Genomic DNA, 18,427 nt, shown 5'->3' on the forward strand with positions numbered 1-18,427 from the left:
GGCACCGAAGTGTTAGTACTTACTAGCTAATAAAACACAACCGGTTATACCATTTCCTCCAACGCATCTGGATAGACAACGATGCCAAAGATTTCCCCTGTGCCAGCATCTTGTCGACGACTACTGTGAATTCCGAGAAAGAACCATTGGATTTAACGTCTTTAATCGATGGAAGCTCTTCGTCACTGATCAACTCATCGACATAGGTCGTTACATTCGTTTTCATTTCTTTCATCATTTCTTTATGTTTAGCTTTTGACATTTCATATGTTACGGATCCATCCTCGTTTTTCGTTACATTTTTAATGCTGTTCTCTTTTGCTTCAGCAATTATTGTATCGATGTCTTCCCCTTCCATAAACGTGGAAGGGATTGTCACCTCTACAGATAAGAGTACTTTATCAACTTCAAGAGCACCTTCTTTTCCATCCTTTTTTTCTTTTGTTCCTTCTTCATTCGCACCATTACCAGTCGAACAAGCCGTTAATGTGAACAACGCGGCTATGATAGCCATAACTAAAACTTTCTTCATCATTTTCATCTCCACTCTTACTAGTCAGTTATTGCACGCTAAAGAAAATAGGTGAACCTTCACTCGAATCGTACGACACTTTGAAGTCATCACCGGTTTTCACTTGGTTGACGAGAAAGCCCTCACCTGTCGCACCATTGAAAAGCTCTTTAGAAAGCCCGTTCGGAATGACAACGGAGATGAATTCAAGAACTTCCCCTTCATTCGTCACGAAATTAAAATTCATATCTGAAAAATAAAGACTGTCATCATCTGTTTCAGATTCCTTCAAAAATCCTTTTACTTTAATAAGCACATATTCAAATCCATCAGTAGCCGGCTCATTATACATATTTTCTCCCTTAATAATTGCCCAAGCTTCTTCTCCACGAATCGTTTCAAGTAGCGTAATGTCAAGATTCGATTCATAGGCGTTAGAGCTGTCATCATAAATGTTTTCCTTCACGGTGATTGTATCTCCAAATGGCAAAGGGTTCGACCTTGTACCGACTGGCTTTTCCTTTTCTTCTTCTTGTTTATCTCCTTCTCCCGCTTGTGCTTCTCCGGCTACGTCGCCTTTTGGTGTCACTTCCCGGCTATTTTTTTCATCGATATCACCACAAGCCGCAAGCACCAACACTAGTAACATGCCCCATATCAAAATAACTTTTTTCATATGATTATCCCCCTCTTATTGTTTACTCTTTCATTATAAATGCCCATAAAAAATAACCTTTGCGTATATCCACAAAGGTCATCGGTATTGCTCGTACATTTTTTCCGATTCTTGTTTCATTCGTTCGACAAGCTGGGTGGGATGGAGGACTTTGACATCGCCGCCCCAGCGGAATAGCCAACGGACTGGGCCTTCACTCATCGCGACTTGGGCCTTCAGCAAAAATGTGCCATCCTGTTGATCCACAATGTTGGCATCTAAACCAAAGCGATCAATGACGACATTAATTAGTTTCTCGTGAAACTTAGCTTCCAACGAAATCATATCACCGCCGAACATATGGATCATCTTGCTTGTATACACATGTAAATCGAAATAAGGATCGGTTACAAATTGCTCGTCCAGTATTCGGACATTGCGCATGCGATCCACACGATATTGCCGGATTTCATCTTCTTGCATAAAATGCGCAACCAAGTAATAGCGATCATTATTCCATACAAGCCCAAGCGGTTTGACGAAATAGTCATTTCCTTCATGACTTACAACGAATTGAAGATTCGTTTCGTACCGTCCATATTGGAATGCAACAATTCGTTTGTCATGGATTGCTTCATGCAATAACTGTACGGTTGAAATGATTTCGACTGCCCCTTGTGTCGATTGCTCAGCTACGACCAATTCATTCGTCAACTGCTTGGCCAAACTCCTGCTTGTCAGTTTCCTTATTTTCATCAGCAACTGATTTGTATCTCGTCTGGGAATGAATTTTGCTGCTGAAATGGCATCCATCAATAAGCGTAATTCATGTATTTCAAAAAGTTGTCCGTCATAATAATAACGTTTAGGCAACCCGTTTTTCTGTTGGACAGCGACAACTGGAAAAGCAATCGAGTTTTCAAGCGATTGGATATCGTCACGAACTGCCCCAATTCCTACTTTTACATGTTCCGGAAAAAAGCTGTGAATGTCGTGAATCGTCAACATCGTTTTATCATCGGTATATTCCTGTAAAATACGAATCACTTCCAACAAACGGTCCCTTGCTGTTACTGGTTTGGTAGTCATTGCACTTCTCATCCTTTAATGAAAATATTGATTAATCCTTTTATCTTATCAGCGTTTCATTTAAATGACTACCCAGCACCGCTCACCAATCTTCATATCCCGCAATGGTACAAATAGAAGTCACCTCCAGCTAACCTTTCTACCAATGAAATCATCTTGTCCAGTTGCTTCAATACTTCATCACGATTGAGTTTTAGCTTTTCATAGTGTCCTTCCTGGTCGTCATCCCCTTCCACGAAATTCCCAGTAAGTTCAAACGTAGGGATTGCATTTTTGAAAAGGTCTCTCCAAGAATTGAAAATGCCTAGTAAAGATTCGGAAGACTGCTTGTCAAAAAGCGTTACGCCCCAGTAATTGATGCCGTGGCTTGTTGGATTTCCTTCTTTCCCCGGATTTTTACTTGGAATCCAATTTAACGTATCCATCATATAGAGAACTAAATCATCATGTATGATTGCCTTGTCAATGAAACTTTCATTATTTTCCATATGCATCCAAAAGTACTTTGTATCGGTAGTGCTGGAAATAAGGTAAAATTCATGGCTTAAGCCCATATTTCCCTCCTTACAATTAATGGTATTTTATTCTAAAACGCTATTGATTTGTTTTAGAATCAGGTGCCTCACACTTTGTATTCACTTATTCACTTCAAGCACATAACCCGTTTCTCCCTCAATCTTCTGACTAACTTTCTGCAGCTCTTCGTCTCTCGGCATCTGTTCTAGCTTGACGGCAAGTGTTTTCCTATCCATGTGAATGGATGGATTTTTCTTCGGTTGCCATGAAGGCGGGAAAGATTCTATCGCGACACGGATGATTTCATTTTGCTTAGGATTTTTGGCATAGGCGACAGGCATACCGATGCGCCAAGATAGCTCTTCCAATTCCATTTCGTGTTGTATGGCGATCTCAGGCGAGATGAAGTGGACTTCCATCACTTCTTGTTTTATGCCTGCCTTGTAAATCGTGATGTTCCGCTCCGCCGCCCATTTTCTCGTTTCTTCGAGGGCTTGATTGTTTTCCATTCGCCCTTCAGCGCTGGCGACCTTGAAGACATTCTGATTATTTGGATTCAATGGACTAGTCGATGCGGCATCTATAAATTGTAATGTAAAACCCGTTGTTTCTTTGAATTGAATACTCATTTCCTCAGCGTTTTCTGGTTTTGCCAATGAAACACTTACAACTCGGTCATGTAAATGGATGGATGGCGTACCTATAGAAGCACCTAGTTGTTTAACAAGCCTATTTTGTAATAAGTCTTGACGGATGGAATCGGAAAACGCTATTTCCCAGCCAGTTTCATCTCTAAAACGTTTGATGAGCAGCTTTCTTTCCGGATCCATAAGTACATCTGGAAAGTCGAAGTAAATCATTAGTTGTTCGTCAGGCGTTCCAATATTATTCACACCACAGCGCATAAAACGTGGATGTTCCGCAAGCCCATTCCTGACACTTTCCAATGCTGTTGCTGAATTCATCTTAATCGCTTGAATGGGTAGTGTTAGTTGTTCCAACTCTCGTTCCATTTGTGCATCCATTTTGTAATACTTCACGCCGTCCGCATGTTTGATGTGATGGGTTGCTGGAAAGCTTTGAATCGCTAACGCAATGGCTAGTTTATCTTTAATGTTTGCTACACCAAGTATTTCGTATATCCTATTCAACGACACGATTTCTTTCGGAAGCTTTGACCAAGCTATTTGCTTTATAAAAGGTCTCGAAAAAGAAAAGACTTCGTTCGTTGCTTCCGTCAATTCATCGATTGGGCCATCCCATCGACCAATTGTTTCAACGACTTGATTGGCCTGCAGACGAACAGGTTTCCCCTTTAACGTTTGACAAATAAGAGTATTAGTTTTCGGATGAACACCTGTGCACATGGCAAGCTTCAGCACATGTTCATCTTCCGAACTATAGAACAAAAGACTTCCAATTTTGTCGCGTAACTGTATCGCGTCGTCATTGACTCTGTATCTTTTCCCTTTGACACTTTTTCCCGATGTCCGCTTTTCAAACGAATACGATTCACCATTCTCAACCAAAGTCGGTTCAAATCTTGGGTCAATCAGTTCGCCAAGTCGGCTTCTTGCCTCATCGTCCCCATGGACAAGCAATGTATGGGAAGGTTGCAAGGTTTGGATGAATCGGTTCATTTCATTCGCATCGGCATGTGCAGACAAGCCATATTTGCCGATGCGACATTTGACTTGGTGGCTTGTCCCATTCAATTCAAGTGTTTGTTCAACACCATTGGCAAGGTCAAGCAGTTTTTTTCCAGGACTTTCTTCGTCTTGATAGCCTGTGATGAAAATCGCATTCTTTTCTCCTGAAACGAGCCGCTCGGCATACCAAGAACTGGCTCCTCCAGTCAACATACCCGATGAGGCGACGATGCAACCGGGCTTTCCTTGTAAAACAGCTTCACGTTCTCTTGGATGAACCGCCTTACATCTACCTTCCGTTAGAAACGCATCTCCATTTTTTCGAACACGGTGCGCTACAGGTCCTTTTAAATAATGTGGATAACTTTTATAAATGCCACTAATCGGTGTGACGAGTCCATCTACGAAAATTGGAAACTCGGGAATCAGGCCTTTATCCATATAGTCTTGCAGAACAAGCAGGACTTCTTGAGCACGTCCGAGCGCAAATGCAGGAATAAGTGCGAATCCTCCACCTGCAATCACTTCGACGACATGATCAGCAAGACGTTTTTCTTCTGTATTCCGATCGGTATGGATGCGATTTCCGTAAGTCGATTCCATCACAACGACATCAGGTTGAACTGTATGCGGAACCTCTGCACCCGAGATTGTCCTTCCAGCCTTGAAACTTAAATCTCCCGTTACAAGCAAACTTTCTCCATCACTTTCCAGTAAAAACATGACAGCCCCTAAAATATGGCCTGCCCTGTAACTTGTGATTTTCACGTTCCCCACTTTCAACACACCACTGGCCGGAAATAATAGCAATGACGCTAGCAATGCATTCACTTGCTCTTCGCTATAAGGCGGCAAACTGTTCGTTAGTTGAGCGCGGCCAGCCAAAATCTTATAAGCATCTTTCATCATGATTTTCATCAAATCTGCGGTAGGTGGTGTGGTATAAACAGGTACAGTCGAAAATAGTGAATGGACAATCGGAAGTGCTCCTATATGATCTGCATGCGCATGCGTCACAAGAATGCATTCCGGAACATCAAGTCCATCCAACATGCCAAGTGCAGGAAGTAAATCATCCCCTTGCATCCGCATTCCCGCATCGATCAATAGATTCGTACCGCCTATTTCAATATGTAAACAGGAAGCGCCGACTTCGCTTCCTCCCCCTAAAATACTTATTTTCATTCTGTATCCTCCTCTTCACGTTTAGCTATTGAATCTTTCACATGTATCATAAATTGTATCATAATTTCCGCTGGGCAAAATAATTATGCAAGCTTACTATCATTAAACTTGGGAAGCGATCATTCATCAACGCTTTCCGCTCATTCAACCCCGACAAGCGATCATTCAACAACGCTTTCCGCTCAATCAACACCAACAAGCGATCATTCATCAACACTTTCCGCTCAATCAACACCAACAAGCGATCAATCATCAACGCTTTCCGCTCATTCAACACCAACAAGCAATCAATCATCAACGCCTTCCGCTCATTCAACACCAACAAGCAATCAATCATCAACGCCTTCCGCTCATTCAACCCAACAAGCGATCATTCAACAACGCTTTCCGCTCAATCAATCCCAACATGTGATCAACAATCAACGTTTTCCGCTCAATCAATCCCAACATGCGATCAACAATCAGCGCTATTCGCTCAATCACCCTCAACATGCGATCATTCAACAACTCGTTTCGCCCATTCACCAATAAAAAAAGTACCCGATGCCGATACAATTCAAAATTGTATCAACATCAGGTACCCAAAATTGCCTGGCACCTTAAATAACACAGCTACCCGTCACTTACATGCGAAACAACGTTTTTACAGACTTATACTTTCCACGATCCAGATTCGCAATAATCGCCTCCTGGTATTGCCCCAGGGAAAATTCGTGCGTAACTAACTGTTCAAGTGGATAATCCTTATTCTGCTCAATTAGTTCTATTAGTAGTTCCTGTGTAGATTTTTCTTTCCCTTGCCAAGACTCTTTTTTCGAATACGCATGGGTTCCCACCACGGACAATTCGTTGGCCCAAACAAAAGTCCAATCCAATTTTTTTATTTCCCCTGCACAGCCAACGAGTGTCACTTTGCCACGTTCACGCGCCATACTGAGTGCATCATCCAGACTTCCCTGGCTACCAATGCAATCATAGACGGCATCAAAACCGCCAAGGAAGACGTCTTTTCCAATCATCGGCTTATGTTTTGTCGTTTCAGGCAGCGTCAACATGAAATCCTCCACTTCTTTCCGAGTGGTCAATGCTTCATCTGCGCCTAAATTCAACCCCATTTCTCTCTGATAATCCAACAAACTTAAATGAGTGATATGACAATCAATTCCAAGTAATCGAATTGCCGCAATAACGGTATATGCAATCATCCCACCGCCGATAACGAGAACGTGTTCCCCGCTCTTGGGCGGTTGGCGAAGCACGGCATGCAATCCAACGCTCAACGGTTCGAACATGGCTGCAACCTTATCGGATATCGTGTCGGGAACCGGGATTGCCATTGACTCATGAACAACAACCGACTCACTCCACCCCCCGGGCAGGTCTTTACAAAACCCCAGAATCATGCCTGGGCCGAAATTTTCAGTCCCCCCTTTATATCTGCACAAACTATGAAATCCTTCACTACACGCAGGACAGAGATTTTCTCTACCACGAACTTCACATGTAATATATGGATCAAGCGCAATGCGTTGACCCACTTTCACTTTCTGGACGTCTCTTCCAACCTCCGTCACAACACCGACCACTTCATGTCCCAAAACAGATGGAAAAGAATTGAAAGGTGTGAGTGCTGGCGATGTTTTATAAATGATAGCGCCCATATCCGATCCACAAACGCCCGAATACGTAGGCTTTACCTTAAGCCAGTTAGAACTTGGAAGTAAGGGTTCATCGATATTTCTCATTTCAAGTGCGGAAGGCTTCCCATAATAAAGTGAAGGAAATTTCTTACCTAACCCTTTTGCGACGATATATTTGGGCACTGTAAAGTCGTAAACAATCGCCTTCATACTTTCCCCGGTTCCGGTCGCTCAATTGTCCCAAACGCAATCCGTTTATGCATAAAAGATGGCCTTGCGCGGATTGAAAGGAAATTAGGCGTTAATTCCGAGCTTGGAAAAAACTGTGGAAACTTTGGGTTTGCTTGACTAGGGTCGGCCATTAATTTTTCTTGTACCATCGAGTTATATTGTCTAGCCGTCTCTTCAATTGTATTCGCGTTTAAAACGACCTCAAAGCCCGTTTTCTTTGCATACTTTTTAAAACCTGGAATACCACTTTCTTCCGGTGCATAACTTTCGGCGGCAATACCGTTTTCACTGGTGACCCATATCCCTGTTTCAGTATTTACAACAAGTGAGTGATTCCCCTGTGTATGTCCCGGCGTCCAGATTAAGGACACACCGGGCCCCAAAAGGACGTCCCCATCGATGAATAGCAACCTATCTCCGGGAATATCATCGTATTTCTCCGGCTGATACCATATCTTTTGCATCGGATGCAGGTACGGTAAGATATCCCATTCTTTCTGTTGGACGATAAGTTTTGCATTAGGAAAGTAAGGCTTGATCGGTGCATTTGGGCTGATGTCAGGTTGTGGTTTTGTCGTTCCTACCCAACGGCGCACATCTTGGGTATGAAGGTGATCATACGTGATAAAGTCGATATCCTCTGGTTTTAATCCTACCTTTTCCAAATAGTCTTCAACGGTTCCATGGTACTTGGTAAACACTTTTCTGCTTAGAAAATCACCATACTTTTTAATAAGTGAATCATAATAAGGGGTTTCTTCAGCCAATTCTGTTTCTGATGGCTCATTTATCATCGTCCATGTGCGTCCTTGCGATTTCCATTGAACAATAAACATACGATTAGTGAACCAAATAAACGGCGTTGGGCTTGTTCCCGCTCGCCACAATCCATATTTAGTCGGATAAGGAATCGTAACCAAGTCAAACGAATGATACGCAGTTGCCTCCCCCGTCGATTTAAACCACTCTTTAAATCCCGGGATAGCCTTTTTAATCTTTTGCAATTGCCTACCTGGATTACGATCATTATGGGCTTCTTCGAAGTGTGAAATGTTTTGAAATAAATTCGGCACTGCTACTTCTTCCATCGTTTTCATAACAATTCTCCCCTTCTCTATGTGCATCAATTACAAGTTTCGGTTATTAATAATACAAAATACTCTGATTCCATTATACAATCCTAGTTCCATAAAGTATAATTAACAATAATGATAGTTCGTTAAGTTTTAGTAATGGAAGGAGCGTGCGATATGAATTTCGAGCAGTTGAAGTATATTGTTGAAGTGTCTAAAGCGGGATCCCTTTCAATCGCATCCCAAAAACTACACGTTACGCAGTCTGCCCTCAGTCAATCCATCACGAATCTGGAAACTGAATTAGATGTGAAACTATTCAATCGTTCGCGGAATGGAACCACGCCTACAGATACAGGCAACCTAATTATTAAGAAAGCATTTGAAACATTAGGGAAGGTTCAAGAACTAAAAGAGGTTGCTTTTTCGAATGCCCATGCCATCAACGGCACATTAAGAATTGGGACAATACCAGGCCCTTTAATGCTATTGCCAAGAACACTGTCCATATACAAAACAGACTATCCCACTATACAGATCTCGATTGCGGAAAAGGAATCACAAGCTATTATTGATGATATTAAACAGGACAAGCTAGACATAGGAATAATCGGTTTAACTAGGGAAGGAAAAGAAATGAATGACGAGGATTTCGATCTTGAAGTAGTATTGCGCGGGAAAATGGTTGTCGCTGCAAGTAAACACTCCTCTTTAGCTTTTTCCGAATCAGTCACACCACAAGAGATTCGAAATCATTCGCTTGTCATCTATAATGACGATCGTATGTGGGAGTTTATCGATGATTTCACTTCACTTTGCGGCAAGGTTTCTATTTTATTTTCCACCAATAACTTGGATGCCATTCGAAATGCCGTACTTGAAAATTTGGCCATCACCATAGGACCGGATTACACAGTGGAAACTGATTCCTCTGTAACCAGTGGAGAAGTTGTTCCCGTCACAATTACCGAACTTGTGCAAGATTATCCAGGAATGGCTTTGGTTTGGTCAAAAACAAAGCGCAATTCGCCCATCCTAAAAAGTTTCGTTTCGAGACTGAAAGCTCAATTGGACGAATTAAAAATCCATTCTTAAGCTGCTGTAATAGTTGTAATAAAGAATTCCATCGAATACGCCGTGGCGCTCGGGGGTGGCTCCCCGCTCATTCATCTCCGACAAGCGATCATTCAACTACGCTTTCCGCCCAATCAACCCCGACAAGCGATCATTCAACTACGCTTTCCGCCCAATCAACCCCGACAAGCGATTATTCAACTACGCTTTCCGCTCAATCAACCCCAACAAGCGATCATTCAACAGCGCTTGCCGCTCATTCCCCCACCTCACCGTTGAACAGGTAACTCATCAACGCTTTTCCAAACAGCGGCTTCTTTTTCCGTCTGCGTAATAATCCCGAGGTCATTCATTCTTGTTAACACAACGGCTTGCCTATTGAACGCCTTTTCGGGATGTTTGAATGGTGAATAGATTTCGGGCCCTTTTGGCAATGAAGCAAGTGTTGCCGCCTCACTTAACGTTACCGGTTCCTTGCTGTTTGAATCGCCAAAGAATGTTTTGCCGAAGTAAAAATTAGCCGCTTGTTCAATGCCGTATTGTCCGTGGCCGAAATAAATCGTATTCAAATACATTTCCACAAGCTCATCTTTTGTATACATACGTTCCAAGTTAATGGCAATAATGATTTCTTTCAGCTTTCGCTTGATGGATTTTTCCTGTGTGAGAAACTGGTTTTTGGCTAATTGCATCGTTATGGTGCTCCCGCCTTGGGCAAATGATTGTGTTTTTAAATCAACGAAGAGTGCTCTGGTCATCGATATGGGGTCTATACCGAGATGATGGTAAAACCGGTGATCCTCTATACTGATGAAGGCTTCTGGCACATATTCAGGCATTTGCTCAGTTGTTACAAAGGTTGCGCTGCTTCTTATTTGCTCGAGTTCTGTAAGCTTGCTGTCGTCCATGAGAATGGAACCTGCCGCAATCACTGCACAGTATGTGATAAGAATTAAGAGTAAAGGATAAAAAAAGAGCCATTTCTTTTTAGAGAACTTTTTGCGTTCTTTTATAATTTGTTTTCGAGTTTTTATCGCTGGACGAACCGTTTCGGACGCCAAATGGCTTGCATTCATCGGAGACCTCTCCTTTTCACTAGGCTTTCTATATATAGTATAGAAGGAAAAGTTTATTGGTCCTATCGAAGTTCATTTCACACACCTTACAGTTTCGTCATATTGAAACACCCATACAAACAGAAAAATACCTAACAAGCAAACGACTAAAGGCCGTCTGCCCATTAGGTATTTTTGTTCAATCATTTAAACGTCATGGCCGATTTAACTGCTTTTTGCCATCCACAGTATAAGTCTTCCCGTTGTTGTTGCTCCATTTGCGGTTCAAACGGTCGGTCAAGATTCCAGTGGGCCGAGATTTCCGAACGATCCGTCCAAAATCCGACTGCAAGACCTGCCAAGTAAGCGGCTCCGAGGGCTGTTGTTTCGCTGATTAGTGGGCGCTCGACAGGCACATTTAATAAATCCGCTTGGAACTGCATAAGGAAATCATTTTCAACTGCACCGCCGTCTACACGCAATGTTTTTAAAGAAATCTCCGAATCTGCTTCCATTGCATCAAGGACATCTTTCGTTTGGTAAGCGAGTGATTCCAATGTGGCGCGGATAAGATGTTCCTTCTCCGTCCCGCGTGTCAATCCAAAAATAGCGCCTCTTACATCGCTATCCCAGTAGGGTGTCCCAAGACCGACGAATGCCGGGACCACATAAACCCCTTCCGTTGAATCGACTCGTTTGGCATATTCCTCACTTTCCGAAGAATTACGGAACATCCGTAGTCCGTCACGCAACCATTGAATAGCCGATCCCGCAACGAAAATACTACCTTCAAGTGCGTATTCCACTTTGCCATCGATTCCCCACGCAATAGTTGTCAACAAGCCATGTTCGGACTTGACTGCTTTGTCACCGGTATTCATCAACATAAAGCAACCTGTACCGTATGTGTTTTTCACCATGCCGCTTTCAAAGCAGGCTTGTCCGAACAATGCAGCTTGTTGGTCGCCAGCGATTCCAGCAATCGGCGCAGCATGACCGAAGAAATGACTTTTTTCCGTATGCGCATAAATTTCAGAAGATGGGCAGACTTCCGGAAGCATGTTGGAAGGAACGTCTAAAATAGAGAGCAATTCCTCATCCCATTTTAATTCATGAATATTGTACATCAATGTTCTGGAAGCATTCGAATAGTCCGTTACATGCCGTTTTCTGCCGGATAGTTTCCAAATAATCCATGTGTCTATCGTTCCGAATAAAAGATCTCCGCGTTCCGCTTTTTCTCTTGCCCCTTCTACATTTTCCAAAATCCATTTCACTTTCGTACCAGAGAAATAGGCATCGATAAGTAAACCTGTTTTGTCACGGAATAAATCGTTGTAACCGCTTTCTTTCAGCTCTTCGCATATTTCAGCAGTTTGACGTGATTGCCAAACGATTGCATTGTAAATTGGCTTACCCGTGTTTTTATCCCATACGACAGTTGTTTCACGCTGATTTGTAATACCGATTCCTTCTATTTGTTCGGCTGAAATATTTTTCTCAGATAATACGCCTGCAATAACCGCTAAAATTGAGCTCCAGATTTCGTCTGCGTTATGTTCGACCCATCCTGATTTTGGAAAGTACTGTGTAAACTCTTGTTGTGCTGTGTGAAATACCTTACCGGTTTTATCGAATAGAATTGCACGTGAACTGGTTGTCCCTTGATCGAGCGCCATTATATACTTTTCAGTCATCAGTTACTCCCCCAACTAATCATTTTTTCGTTATACAGAATATGCTTACCTATACTACTACTATGCATTACCTCGTTATGCTTGTTCTTTCCTTATAGAATAGTGTGCACCTAACAGTATTGCTAACACAATACCACCAACTACCCAAAATGCAACGCTATTGACTCCTTCAAACACTTGCTGGTAAAACAATGCACCGAACGTTCCACCAAGTAATGGGCCTACAATCGGTACCCATGCGTAGCTCCAATCCGATTTCCCTTTGCCTGGAATCGGTAAAAAGAAATGCGCAATACGCGGGCCTAAATCACGTGCCGGATTAATGGCGTAGCCTGTTGGTCCACCGAGTGATACGCCGATAGCAACAATCAATGCGCCCACAATTAGTGGATTCAGCCCTTCCGTAAAGGCATTCGCCCCGATAGCCAGCAAACCAAGTAGTAAAACGAACGTACCAATTAGTTCACTTGTTAAATTCGAAAGCGGGTGACGGATCGCTGGTATTGTCGCAAATACACCTAATTTCGCTTCTTTATCCTCCGTTTTCTTCCAGTGTGGCAAATAATTGAAATAAACAATGGTTGCACCAAATATCGCGCCAATCACTTGTGCCACAATATACTTGGGAACATCCGCCCATGGAAATTCACCGATTGTAGCCATTCCAAGTGTCACTGCGGGATTCAAATGCGCACCACTGGCACCCCCGACAGCGTAAACACCCATTGCAACAGCAAGTCCCCAACCGATTGTGATGACAATCCACCCCGAATTTTCCGCTTTCGACTTTTTCAACACCACGCCACCGACTACTCCAGCACCGAAAATGATTAAAATCATTGTACCAACGAGTTCTCCTAAAAAGGGTGTCATCTATCTTTCACCTTCATTTCTATATTTGTGCGGTTGACTAGTGAACGAAAAAAAGCCCACATTTAAACCCTTGCGCAACGCAAGGTTCAAATGTGGACTCCTAGGCTCAACCACTAGTATTGACTTGCACCTAGTATATGCCTATTCAAATAATCGGTCAACACATTTAATCGTCTATGAATGATTCCCATAACTCATGATCTGAAGTTGTCACTGCAACAGCACCCGCATTCAATGCATCTTGCACATGCTTTCGTGTACGGATCAAGCCTCCGTTAATGATTGGAATGCCTGTTCTTTCAAAAACTTCGTTGATAAGTTCCGGTATGACCCCGGGCAACATTTCAATATAGTCGGGCGCGGTCTGGTCAATAAGCGAATAACTTTTTTCCAATGCAATTGTGTCCAGCAAAAACATTCGTTGAATAGCGATAATCCCTTTAGCCTTCGCCTTCATAATCATATTGGATCTGGTTGAAATGATGCCGTCAGGTTTAATGTCATTGCATAGAAAATCCGCGGCGTAATTATCCGTTTTCAGTCCTTGAATTAGGTCCGCATGGATGATTACTTTCTTCCCGTGTTTTCCTGCTTCAGTTTTAAGTGTTTTGAGGTTGCCGACATGGACTTCCAAAAGGACAATGTATTCAAATGGGCTTTTTAACAATTGTTCAAATTGCTTTAGGCTTCGTGCAGCGGGTAGAATTTTTTGATTGTGAAAAGGCATCTTCTGCATTTCCTCCTTCATGCTCCATCTCGCATGCGGTGCCAGTTGTACTTATTGTACAGTCGTTGCAATTGTCATCTCAACTTCAAGTTCTTTTTCATATTGTTGACGCAACGCATCGGACCAACCGAAAATGAATGCCATTTCTTCCACTACATCTTTTTTCCCAGCTTTAACATTGTCGATATTGAAGAACAAATCACCTGTTCTACGGACAAAGAAGTCGGTTGGTTTAACTGTCATTTCATGCTCAATTGCGTATCGTAATTTCACATAGAGAATGCGTGGAATCGCTGTATGTGCTTCATAGGGAATCGCTAGTACTTGGTCAACATTGGTGCCGTATAGAGCTGCCAAATGGCGACTTTGTCGTTCTGTAAATCCAGCTGCTTGTCCTTTTTCAATCGCTTGAGCCATAAAACGATCCATATTGGGTGAACCACCAATATCTCCGCCTGAGATTGGCATATTCTTCGTCGCGCATTTATTGAAATGACGCATTTCTTCATGGCTAAGTTGTTCTACAATTTTATCCACAACGGTTTCCGCCATTTTACGATAACCCGTTAATTTACCGCCTGCAATTGTAATGAGGCCTTTTTCCGATTCCCAAATTTCATCTTTTCTTGAGATTTCAGATGGGCTTTTTCCGTCTTCATGAATAAGCGGTCGAACACCCGCCCAACTCGATTCAACATGCTCCTCAGTCAGTTTGAGACTTGGGAACATATAACGGATTGCTCCTATTATATATGCCCTGTCCTCTTCTGTAATATGCATCGCTTTCGGATCCCCTTCGTAGAATGTATCCGTTGTCCCCACATACGCTTTTCCATCACGCGGTACAGCAAAAATCATCCGTTTGTCAGGTGTATCAAAGTATACGGCTTGTTTTAATGGAAAGTCTTTTTGGTCGAATACAAGATGGGCCCCTTTCGATAAAATCAGGTGTTTCCCTTTCTTTTTCCCTTCGATGTCCTTCACATCATCCACCCAAGGACCTGCGGCATTGACGACTCGTTTGGCGTTGATGGTAATTTTGTCAGTTGAAAGCCGATCAGAAACTTGTACGCCAGTGATTTTGCCTTCGTTGTAAACAAAGCTTTCGGCTTTTGCGTAGTTTACGATGACAGCGCCATTTTTTTCTGCTGCTTTCATGACTTCGATAGTCAATCGGGCATCATCCGTACGGTATTCCACGTAAATACCCCCGCCTTGCAGTCCTTCCCTTTTTACAAGTGGCGCTTTGTTGATCGTCTCTTCTTTTGTCAACATCGTTCTTCTTTCCGATTTCTTTACGCCTGCAAGGAAGTCATATACTTTCAGTCCAAAGGAAGTCGAGTACTTCCCAAACGTTCCCCCTTTATGGAAAGGAAGAAGCATCCATTCTGGTGTCGTAACATGTGGTCCGTTCTCATAGACGATTGCCCGTTCTTTTCCGAGTTCCGCCACTTCTTTTATTTCAAATTGTTTTAAATAACGTAATCCGCCGTGTACAAGTTTAGTGGATCGACTTGAAGTACCCGATGCGAAGTCCTGCATTTCAACAAGCGCTGTTTTCAATCCTCGTGCAGTGGCATCTAAAGCGATTCCAGCCCCTGTAATTCCGCCGCCGATAACAAGTAAATCAAATTCCTCTTCTAACTTATTGAATACCTCAGTGCGATTTAGCGATGAAAAGTTTGTCATTTCTCTCGTCTCCTTCAAAAATATGGAATATTATAGTTGAAAAAGAGACCTCAAGAAATAAGTTGCGATAGGCAACCCATTCATGAGGTCTCTCAATAGCTCAAACCTTACATATTAACTTAAGTCCAGTTTACCACTTATCTCTTCAATTACAAAATGGTTTGTCTCGGTGTATGTGTATATAATCAGTCCTCACCCGGGGCATCTGTCAACTTTTCTAAATTGGATGAGCCGAATAAGAGTAGTAGTAGAAATAGCAGTAACAGCACTTTATTTATAAAACCGACACCATCGAATCCGTCTATTCCAGCCAATTCAGCCACCCCCTTCTTTTGTCATCCGTTTTTTAATCCCTTCAAATACTTCGTCCAATGTTATATCTCCATTTTTCTCTAGGAAATTCGCCATTTCATTTACATTCTGATCATTTATGTTGTTGAATTTCCCAAGTAGAGAGACAGCGATGACAGGCTCAGTCCGGAAAAGTTGTACTGAATCCACTTTTAACTTACCAAGTAAAAGCAGCGATGCAGCAATTATTTCCAAGTCCTTCCCCTTCAATAAATCCTTCAACGTATAATTAGGATGCTGACTGTTCTTGAGATTAGTAGACAAAACGATGACACATCCTTTTTCTTTACGTATTCTTTTGTGGGTACTTATGATGTAGTGTATGTCATCCCATTGTCCGGTGTTCAGGCAGTTGATATAGATTATTCCATTGAATCCGCTACAGCGCTTCATTTTACATAAATATGTCGACTGAATGATTCTATCTAATCTCCAGCGAAGGCACCTAACTGGGGTAGCCGAGCGTTGTCGAGAGGATTCTTTATGTCAACATATACTGATTCATTAATTCAACATAACTAAAAAAAGCCAGCTGCAAAAACGATTAAAAATCGAATTTACAGTTGGCCACTTCTATCGTATATTCATTTACTTCTACTTGTTGATAACTTCGCCTTCGCGTCTAAAGAATCCGAAAACGCCTACTGTTTGAACAATATTCGTAAAAGCATTTGGATCCACTTCATTGATAATAGTTTCCAAGTCATACAGTTCATAGCGAGTAATCACAAGATACATCATATTTTTATCCTCTTTTGTATACGCACCTTTTGCAGGGATAATCGTTATACCTCTTACCATCTTATCGTGAATGGCTTTTTGCAGTTCATCGGCTTTGAGCGTCACAATCATTGCAGTCACTTTTTCATGACGTGTATGAATCATATCGATTACGGCAGTTGTTACGTAAAGTGCCAACATTGTATAGAGGGCGTTTTCTGGTTCATACAAAATGCCTGCCAAGACGATAATGACACCATTTAGAACCAAGAAATACATCCCAATCGGTTTATCCTGCAAGCGGGACAAGACCATTGCCACGATATCCATTCCTCCAGTGGAAGCACCAAGTTTCAACGAAATCCCAACGCCTACCCCGGAAATGACACCGCCGAATACAGCATTTAAGATAATATCATCAGACACGGAAATGACAGGTAAAATAGCCATAAAGAAAGTCGCGAAAATAACGGAAACGATACTATAAATCGTAAATCCTTTCCCTACTTTAAACCAACCCAATATAAAGACTGGTATATTGAATAGGAGTAATAAGACCCCGGTACTTACTTGAAACCCAAAATAATCCTTGAATACACTTGAGGCCAACTGTGCGGCACCCGCAAATCCACTTGAATAGACATTTGCACTAATAAGGAAAAAGTTGAGCGAGATAGCAAGTAACAAGGATCCGAAAATAACAACAACAATTCGTTTTGCCTCAATAAAAAACATAGGCGCCTCCTTCTATATATGTAGCGGACAGAACATCCAATTTCATAGACATTCATTGTACCGAAGTTAGTCGGAAAATGGAATTGTTTCGGTGTCGGCGGAAGCGGACACCATTCCAACGCATAAAAAAAAAGCTTGAAACGCCTGTCTTATTGTAAGACAATCCCATCGTTTCAAGCCCATTTTTATCGCTAGTACGCAATTTGTTTGTGAATCAACTAATCCAGTAGGCGTCTTCACTGGAGATTAAATAGAAGCATTTGCCCAACAGTTGCTTAATCCAACGCCATAATTTTTGTTGGGGGCGTTTGCGGTGGCAGGCTCCTCGTTGTCATCGCATAAAAGACGACTAGTTCTTTGCCATGCAATTCTTTTTCTGTGATTTCTTTTCCTTGTTGGTTTACAAGGAGGGTATCTTTACTTACATTTAATTTCAACTCACCGTCAAGACTTAAGAAATCTTTATCGAATTTCGATACTTTTACTTCACCGAATACAGACTCGTCTTTTACGATGATAAGTTCAGGTGTTACTGTGGCTGGGTAGATTGTTAGCATCGGTTTGTTTTTATCGTAATAAGCTTCGACTGTCGCTCCTTTTTTGAGACTCGTTTTCTTAAGTTGCTCAGTTGTTCCACTATTAAATAAAAGCGAATCGTCATTGACACGCAAAATCATGATCATTTCGTCTTTGTCTTCAACGGTCAGACGAATTTCTTTTGTATCTTCTTCAATTTCCGTAACAGTCCCTACGAACTGCATGTAGTCTGTCGTGTCCTCCTCCTGATCAGTTGTTGCATCCTCTTCTGTTTCTGTTTCCGTTTCTATTTTTGCTCCTGTTCCTGCTCCTGTTTCTTTCCCTTTTTCTCGTGTAAGGACTGTATAACTTCCAATAATAATTCCGATTAATAATACAGTCATGATGATTGCACCAAGTCTCTTCATATACTTTCCCCTC

19 protein-coding genes are annotated in these 18,427 nt (G+C 42.1%); 1 reads left to right on the forward strand and 18 read right to left on the reverse strand.

Features of this window, described 5'->3' with window-relative positions:
- Positions 1-22: 22 nt before the first annotated feature.
- The 9 genes from FILTAD_RS09195 to FILTAD_RS09230 all read right to left on the reverse strand — a co-directional run bounded on the left by FILTAD_RS09195 (position 23) and on the right by FILTAD_RS09230 (position 8,573).
- Entirely contained in the window at positions 23-532 is a 510-nt protein-coding gene (locus FILTAD_RS09195) for a hypothetical protein (RefSeq protein ID WP_238988205.1), read from the reverse strand.
- 28 nt (positions 533-560) lie between these two features.
- Entirely contained in the window at positions 561-1,187 is a 627-nt protein-coding gene (locus FILTAD_RS09200; RefSeq protein ID WP_124070323.1) for a hypothetical protein, read from the reverse strand.
- A gap of 78 nt (positions 1,188-1,265) precedes the next feature.
- Positions 1,266-2,255, reverse strand: coding sequence for a helix-turn-helix transcriptional regulator (locus FILTAD_RS09205; protein ID WP_160117591.1), 990 nt, complete (start codon positions 2,253-2,255; stop codon positions 1,266-1,268).
- Between the two features lie 92 nt (positions 2,256-2,347).
- Complete coding sequence (locus tag FILTAD_RS09210; RefSeq protein ID WP_124070327.1) at positions 2,348-2,809, reverse strand: hypothetical protein; 462 nt, start codon at positions 2,807-2,809, stop codon at positions 2,348-2,350.
- 81 nt (positions 2,810-2,890) lie between these two features.
- The gene (locus tag FILTAD_RS09215; RefSeq protein WP_124070329.1) at positions 2,891-5,605 is read right to left on the reverse strand and encodes an MBL fold metallo-hydrolase; all 2,715 of its coding nucleotides are present in this window, start codon (positions 5,603-5,605) and stop codon (positions 2,891-2,893) included.
- 58 nt (positions 5,606-5,663) lie between these two features.
- The gene (locus tag FILTAD_RS09220; protein WP_148085398.1) at positions 5,664-5,942 is read right to left on the reverse strand and encodes a hypothetical protein; all 279 of its coding nucleotides are present in this window, start codon (positions 5,940-5,942) and stop codon (positions 5,664-5,666) included.
- 17 nt (positions 5,943-5,959) lie between these two features.
- Positions 5,960-6,109: a hypothetical protein gene (locus tag FILTAD_RS15820; RefSeq protein ID WP_160117592.1), complete on the reverse strand. Its 150-nt coding sequence runs from the start codon at positions 6,107-6,109 to the stop codon at positions 5,960-5,962.
- Between the two features lie 119 nt (positions 6,110-6,228).
- A complete protein-coding gene (locus tag FILTAD_RS09225; RefSeq protein ID WP_124070333.1) occupies positions 6,229-7,455 on the reverse strand; it encodes a zinc-dependent alcohol dehydrogenase in 1,227 nt (408 codons plus the stop codon).
- Positions 7,452-8,573 carry an MBL fold metallo-hydrolase gene (locus tag FILTAD_RS09230; RefSeq protein WP_124070335.1) on the reverse strand — a complete coding sequence of 374 codons (1,122 nt, stop codon included), beginning with the start codon at positions 8,571-8,573 and terminating at the stop codon, positions 7,452-7,454. Before FILTAD_RS09230 ends, FILTAD_RS09225 begins: the two co-directional genes overlap by 4 nt.
- Before the next feature lie 153 nt (positions 8,574-8,726).
- Here FILTAD_RS09230 and FILTAD_RS09235 point away from each other — a divergent pair, with 153 nt between their 5' ends.
- A complete protein-coding gene (locus tag FILTAD_RS09235) occupies positions 8,727-9,644 on the forward strand; it encodes a LysR family transcriptional regulator (RefSeq protein ID WP_160117593.1) in 918 nt (305 codons plus the stop codon).
- Between the two features lie 248 nt (positions 9,645-9,892).
- On the opposite strand, the gene FILTAD_RS09240 is transcribed toward FILTAD_RS09235, so the two are convergent.
- The 9 genes from FILTAD_RS09240 to FILTAD_RS09275 form a co-directional block, all read right to left on the reverse strand.
- Positions 9,893-10,699 (reverse strand): transglycosylase domain-containing protein, encoded by an 807-nt coding sequence (locus FILTAD_RS09240; RefSeq protein WP_124070339.1) that lies wholly within the window; start codon positions 10,697-10,699, stop codon positions 9,893-9,895.
- 182 nt (positions 10,700-10,881) lie between these two features.
- Complete coding sequence (gene glpK / locus FILTAD_RS09245; RefSeq protein WP_124070341.1) at positions 10,882-12,375, reverse strand: glycerol kinase GlpK; 1,494 nt, start codon at positions 12,373-12,375, stop codon at positions 10,882-10,884.
- A gap of 75 nt (positions 12,376-12,450) precedes the next feature.
- Positions 12,451-13,248 (reverse strand): MIP/aquaporin family protein, encoded by a 798-nt coding sequence (locus FILTAD_RS09250; RefSeq protein ID WP_124070343.1) that lies wholly within the window; start codon positions 13,246-13,248, stop codon positions 12,451-12,453.
- Positions 13,249-13,414: 166 nt separating this feature from the next.
- Complete coding sequence (locus FILTAD_RS09255; RefSeq protein WP_124070402.1) at positions 13,415-13,975, reverse strand: glycerol-3-phosphate responsive antiterminator; 561 nt, start codon at positions 13,973-13,975, stop codon at positions 13,415-13,417.
- Positions 13,976-14,026: 51 nt separating this feature from the next.
- The gene (locus tag FILTAD_RS09260; protein WP_124070345.1) at positions 14,027-15,664 is read right to left on the reverse strand and encodes a glycerol-3-phosphate dehydrogenase/oxidase; all 1,638 of its coding nucleotides are present in this window, start codon (positions 15,662-15,664) and stop codon (positions 14,027-14,029) included.
- Between the two features lie 185 nt (positions 15,665-15,849).
- Positions 15,850-15,978 (reverse strand): hypothetical protein, encoded by a 129-nt coding sequence (locus FILTAD_RS16205; RefSeq protein ID WP_282432579.1) that lies wholly within the window; start codon positions 15,976-15,978, stop codon positions 15,850-15,852.
- A 1-nt stretch (position 15,979) separates the two neighbouring features.
- Positions 15,980-16,279: a hypothetical protein gene (locus tag FILTAD_RS09265; RefSeq protein WP_124070347.1), complete on the reverse strand. Its 300-nt coding sequence runs from the start codon at positions 16,277-16,279 to the stop codon at positions 15,980-15,982.
- 330 nt (positions 16,280-16,609) lie between these two features.
- A complete protein-coding gene (locus tag FILTAD_RS09270) occupies positions 16,610-17,470 on the reverse strand; it encodes a YitT family protein (protein WP_124070349.1) in 861 nt (286 codons plus the stop codon).
- A 275-nt stretch (positions 17,471-17,745) separates the two neighbouring features.
- Entirely contained in the window at positions 17,746-18,414 is a 669-nt protein-coding gene (locus FILTAD_RS09275) for a hypothetical protein (protein ID WP_124070350.1), read from the reverse strand.
- Between the last annotated feature and the right edge of the window lie 13 nt (positions 18,415-18,427).

This window comes from Filibacter tadaridae, assembly GCF_900609045.1.
In the GTDB taxonomy this organism is placed as follows: Bacteria; Bacillota; Bacilli; order Bacillales_A; family Planococcaceae; genus Sporosarcina; species Sporosarcina tadaridae.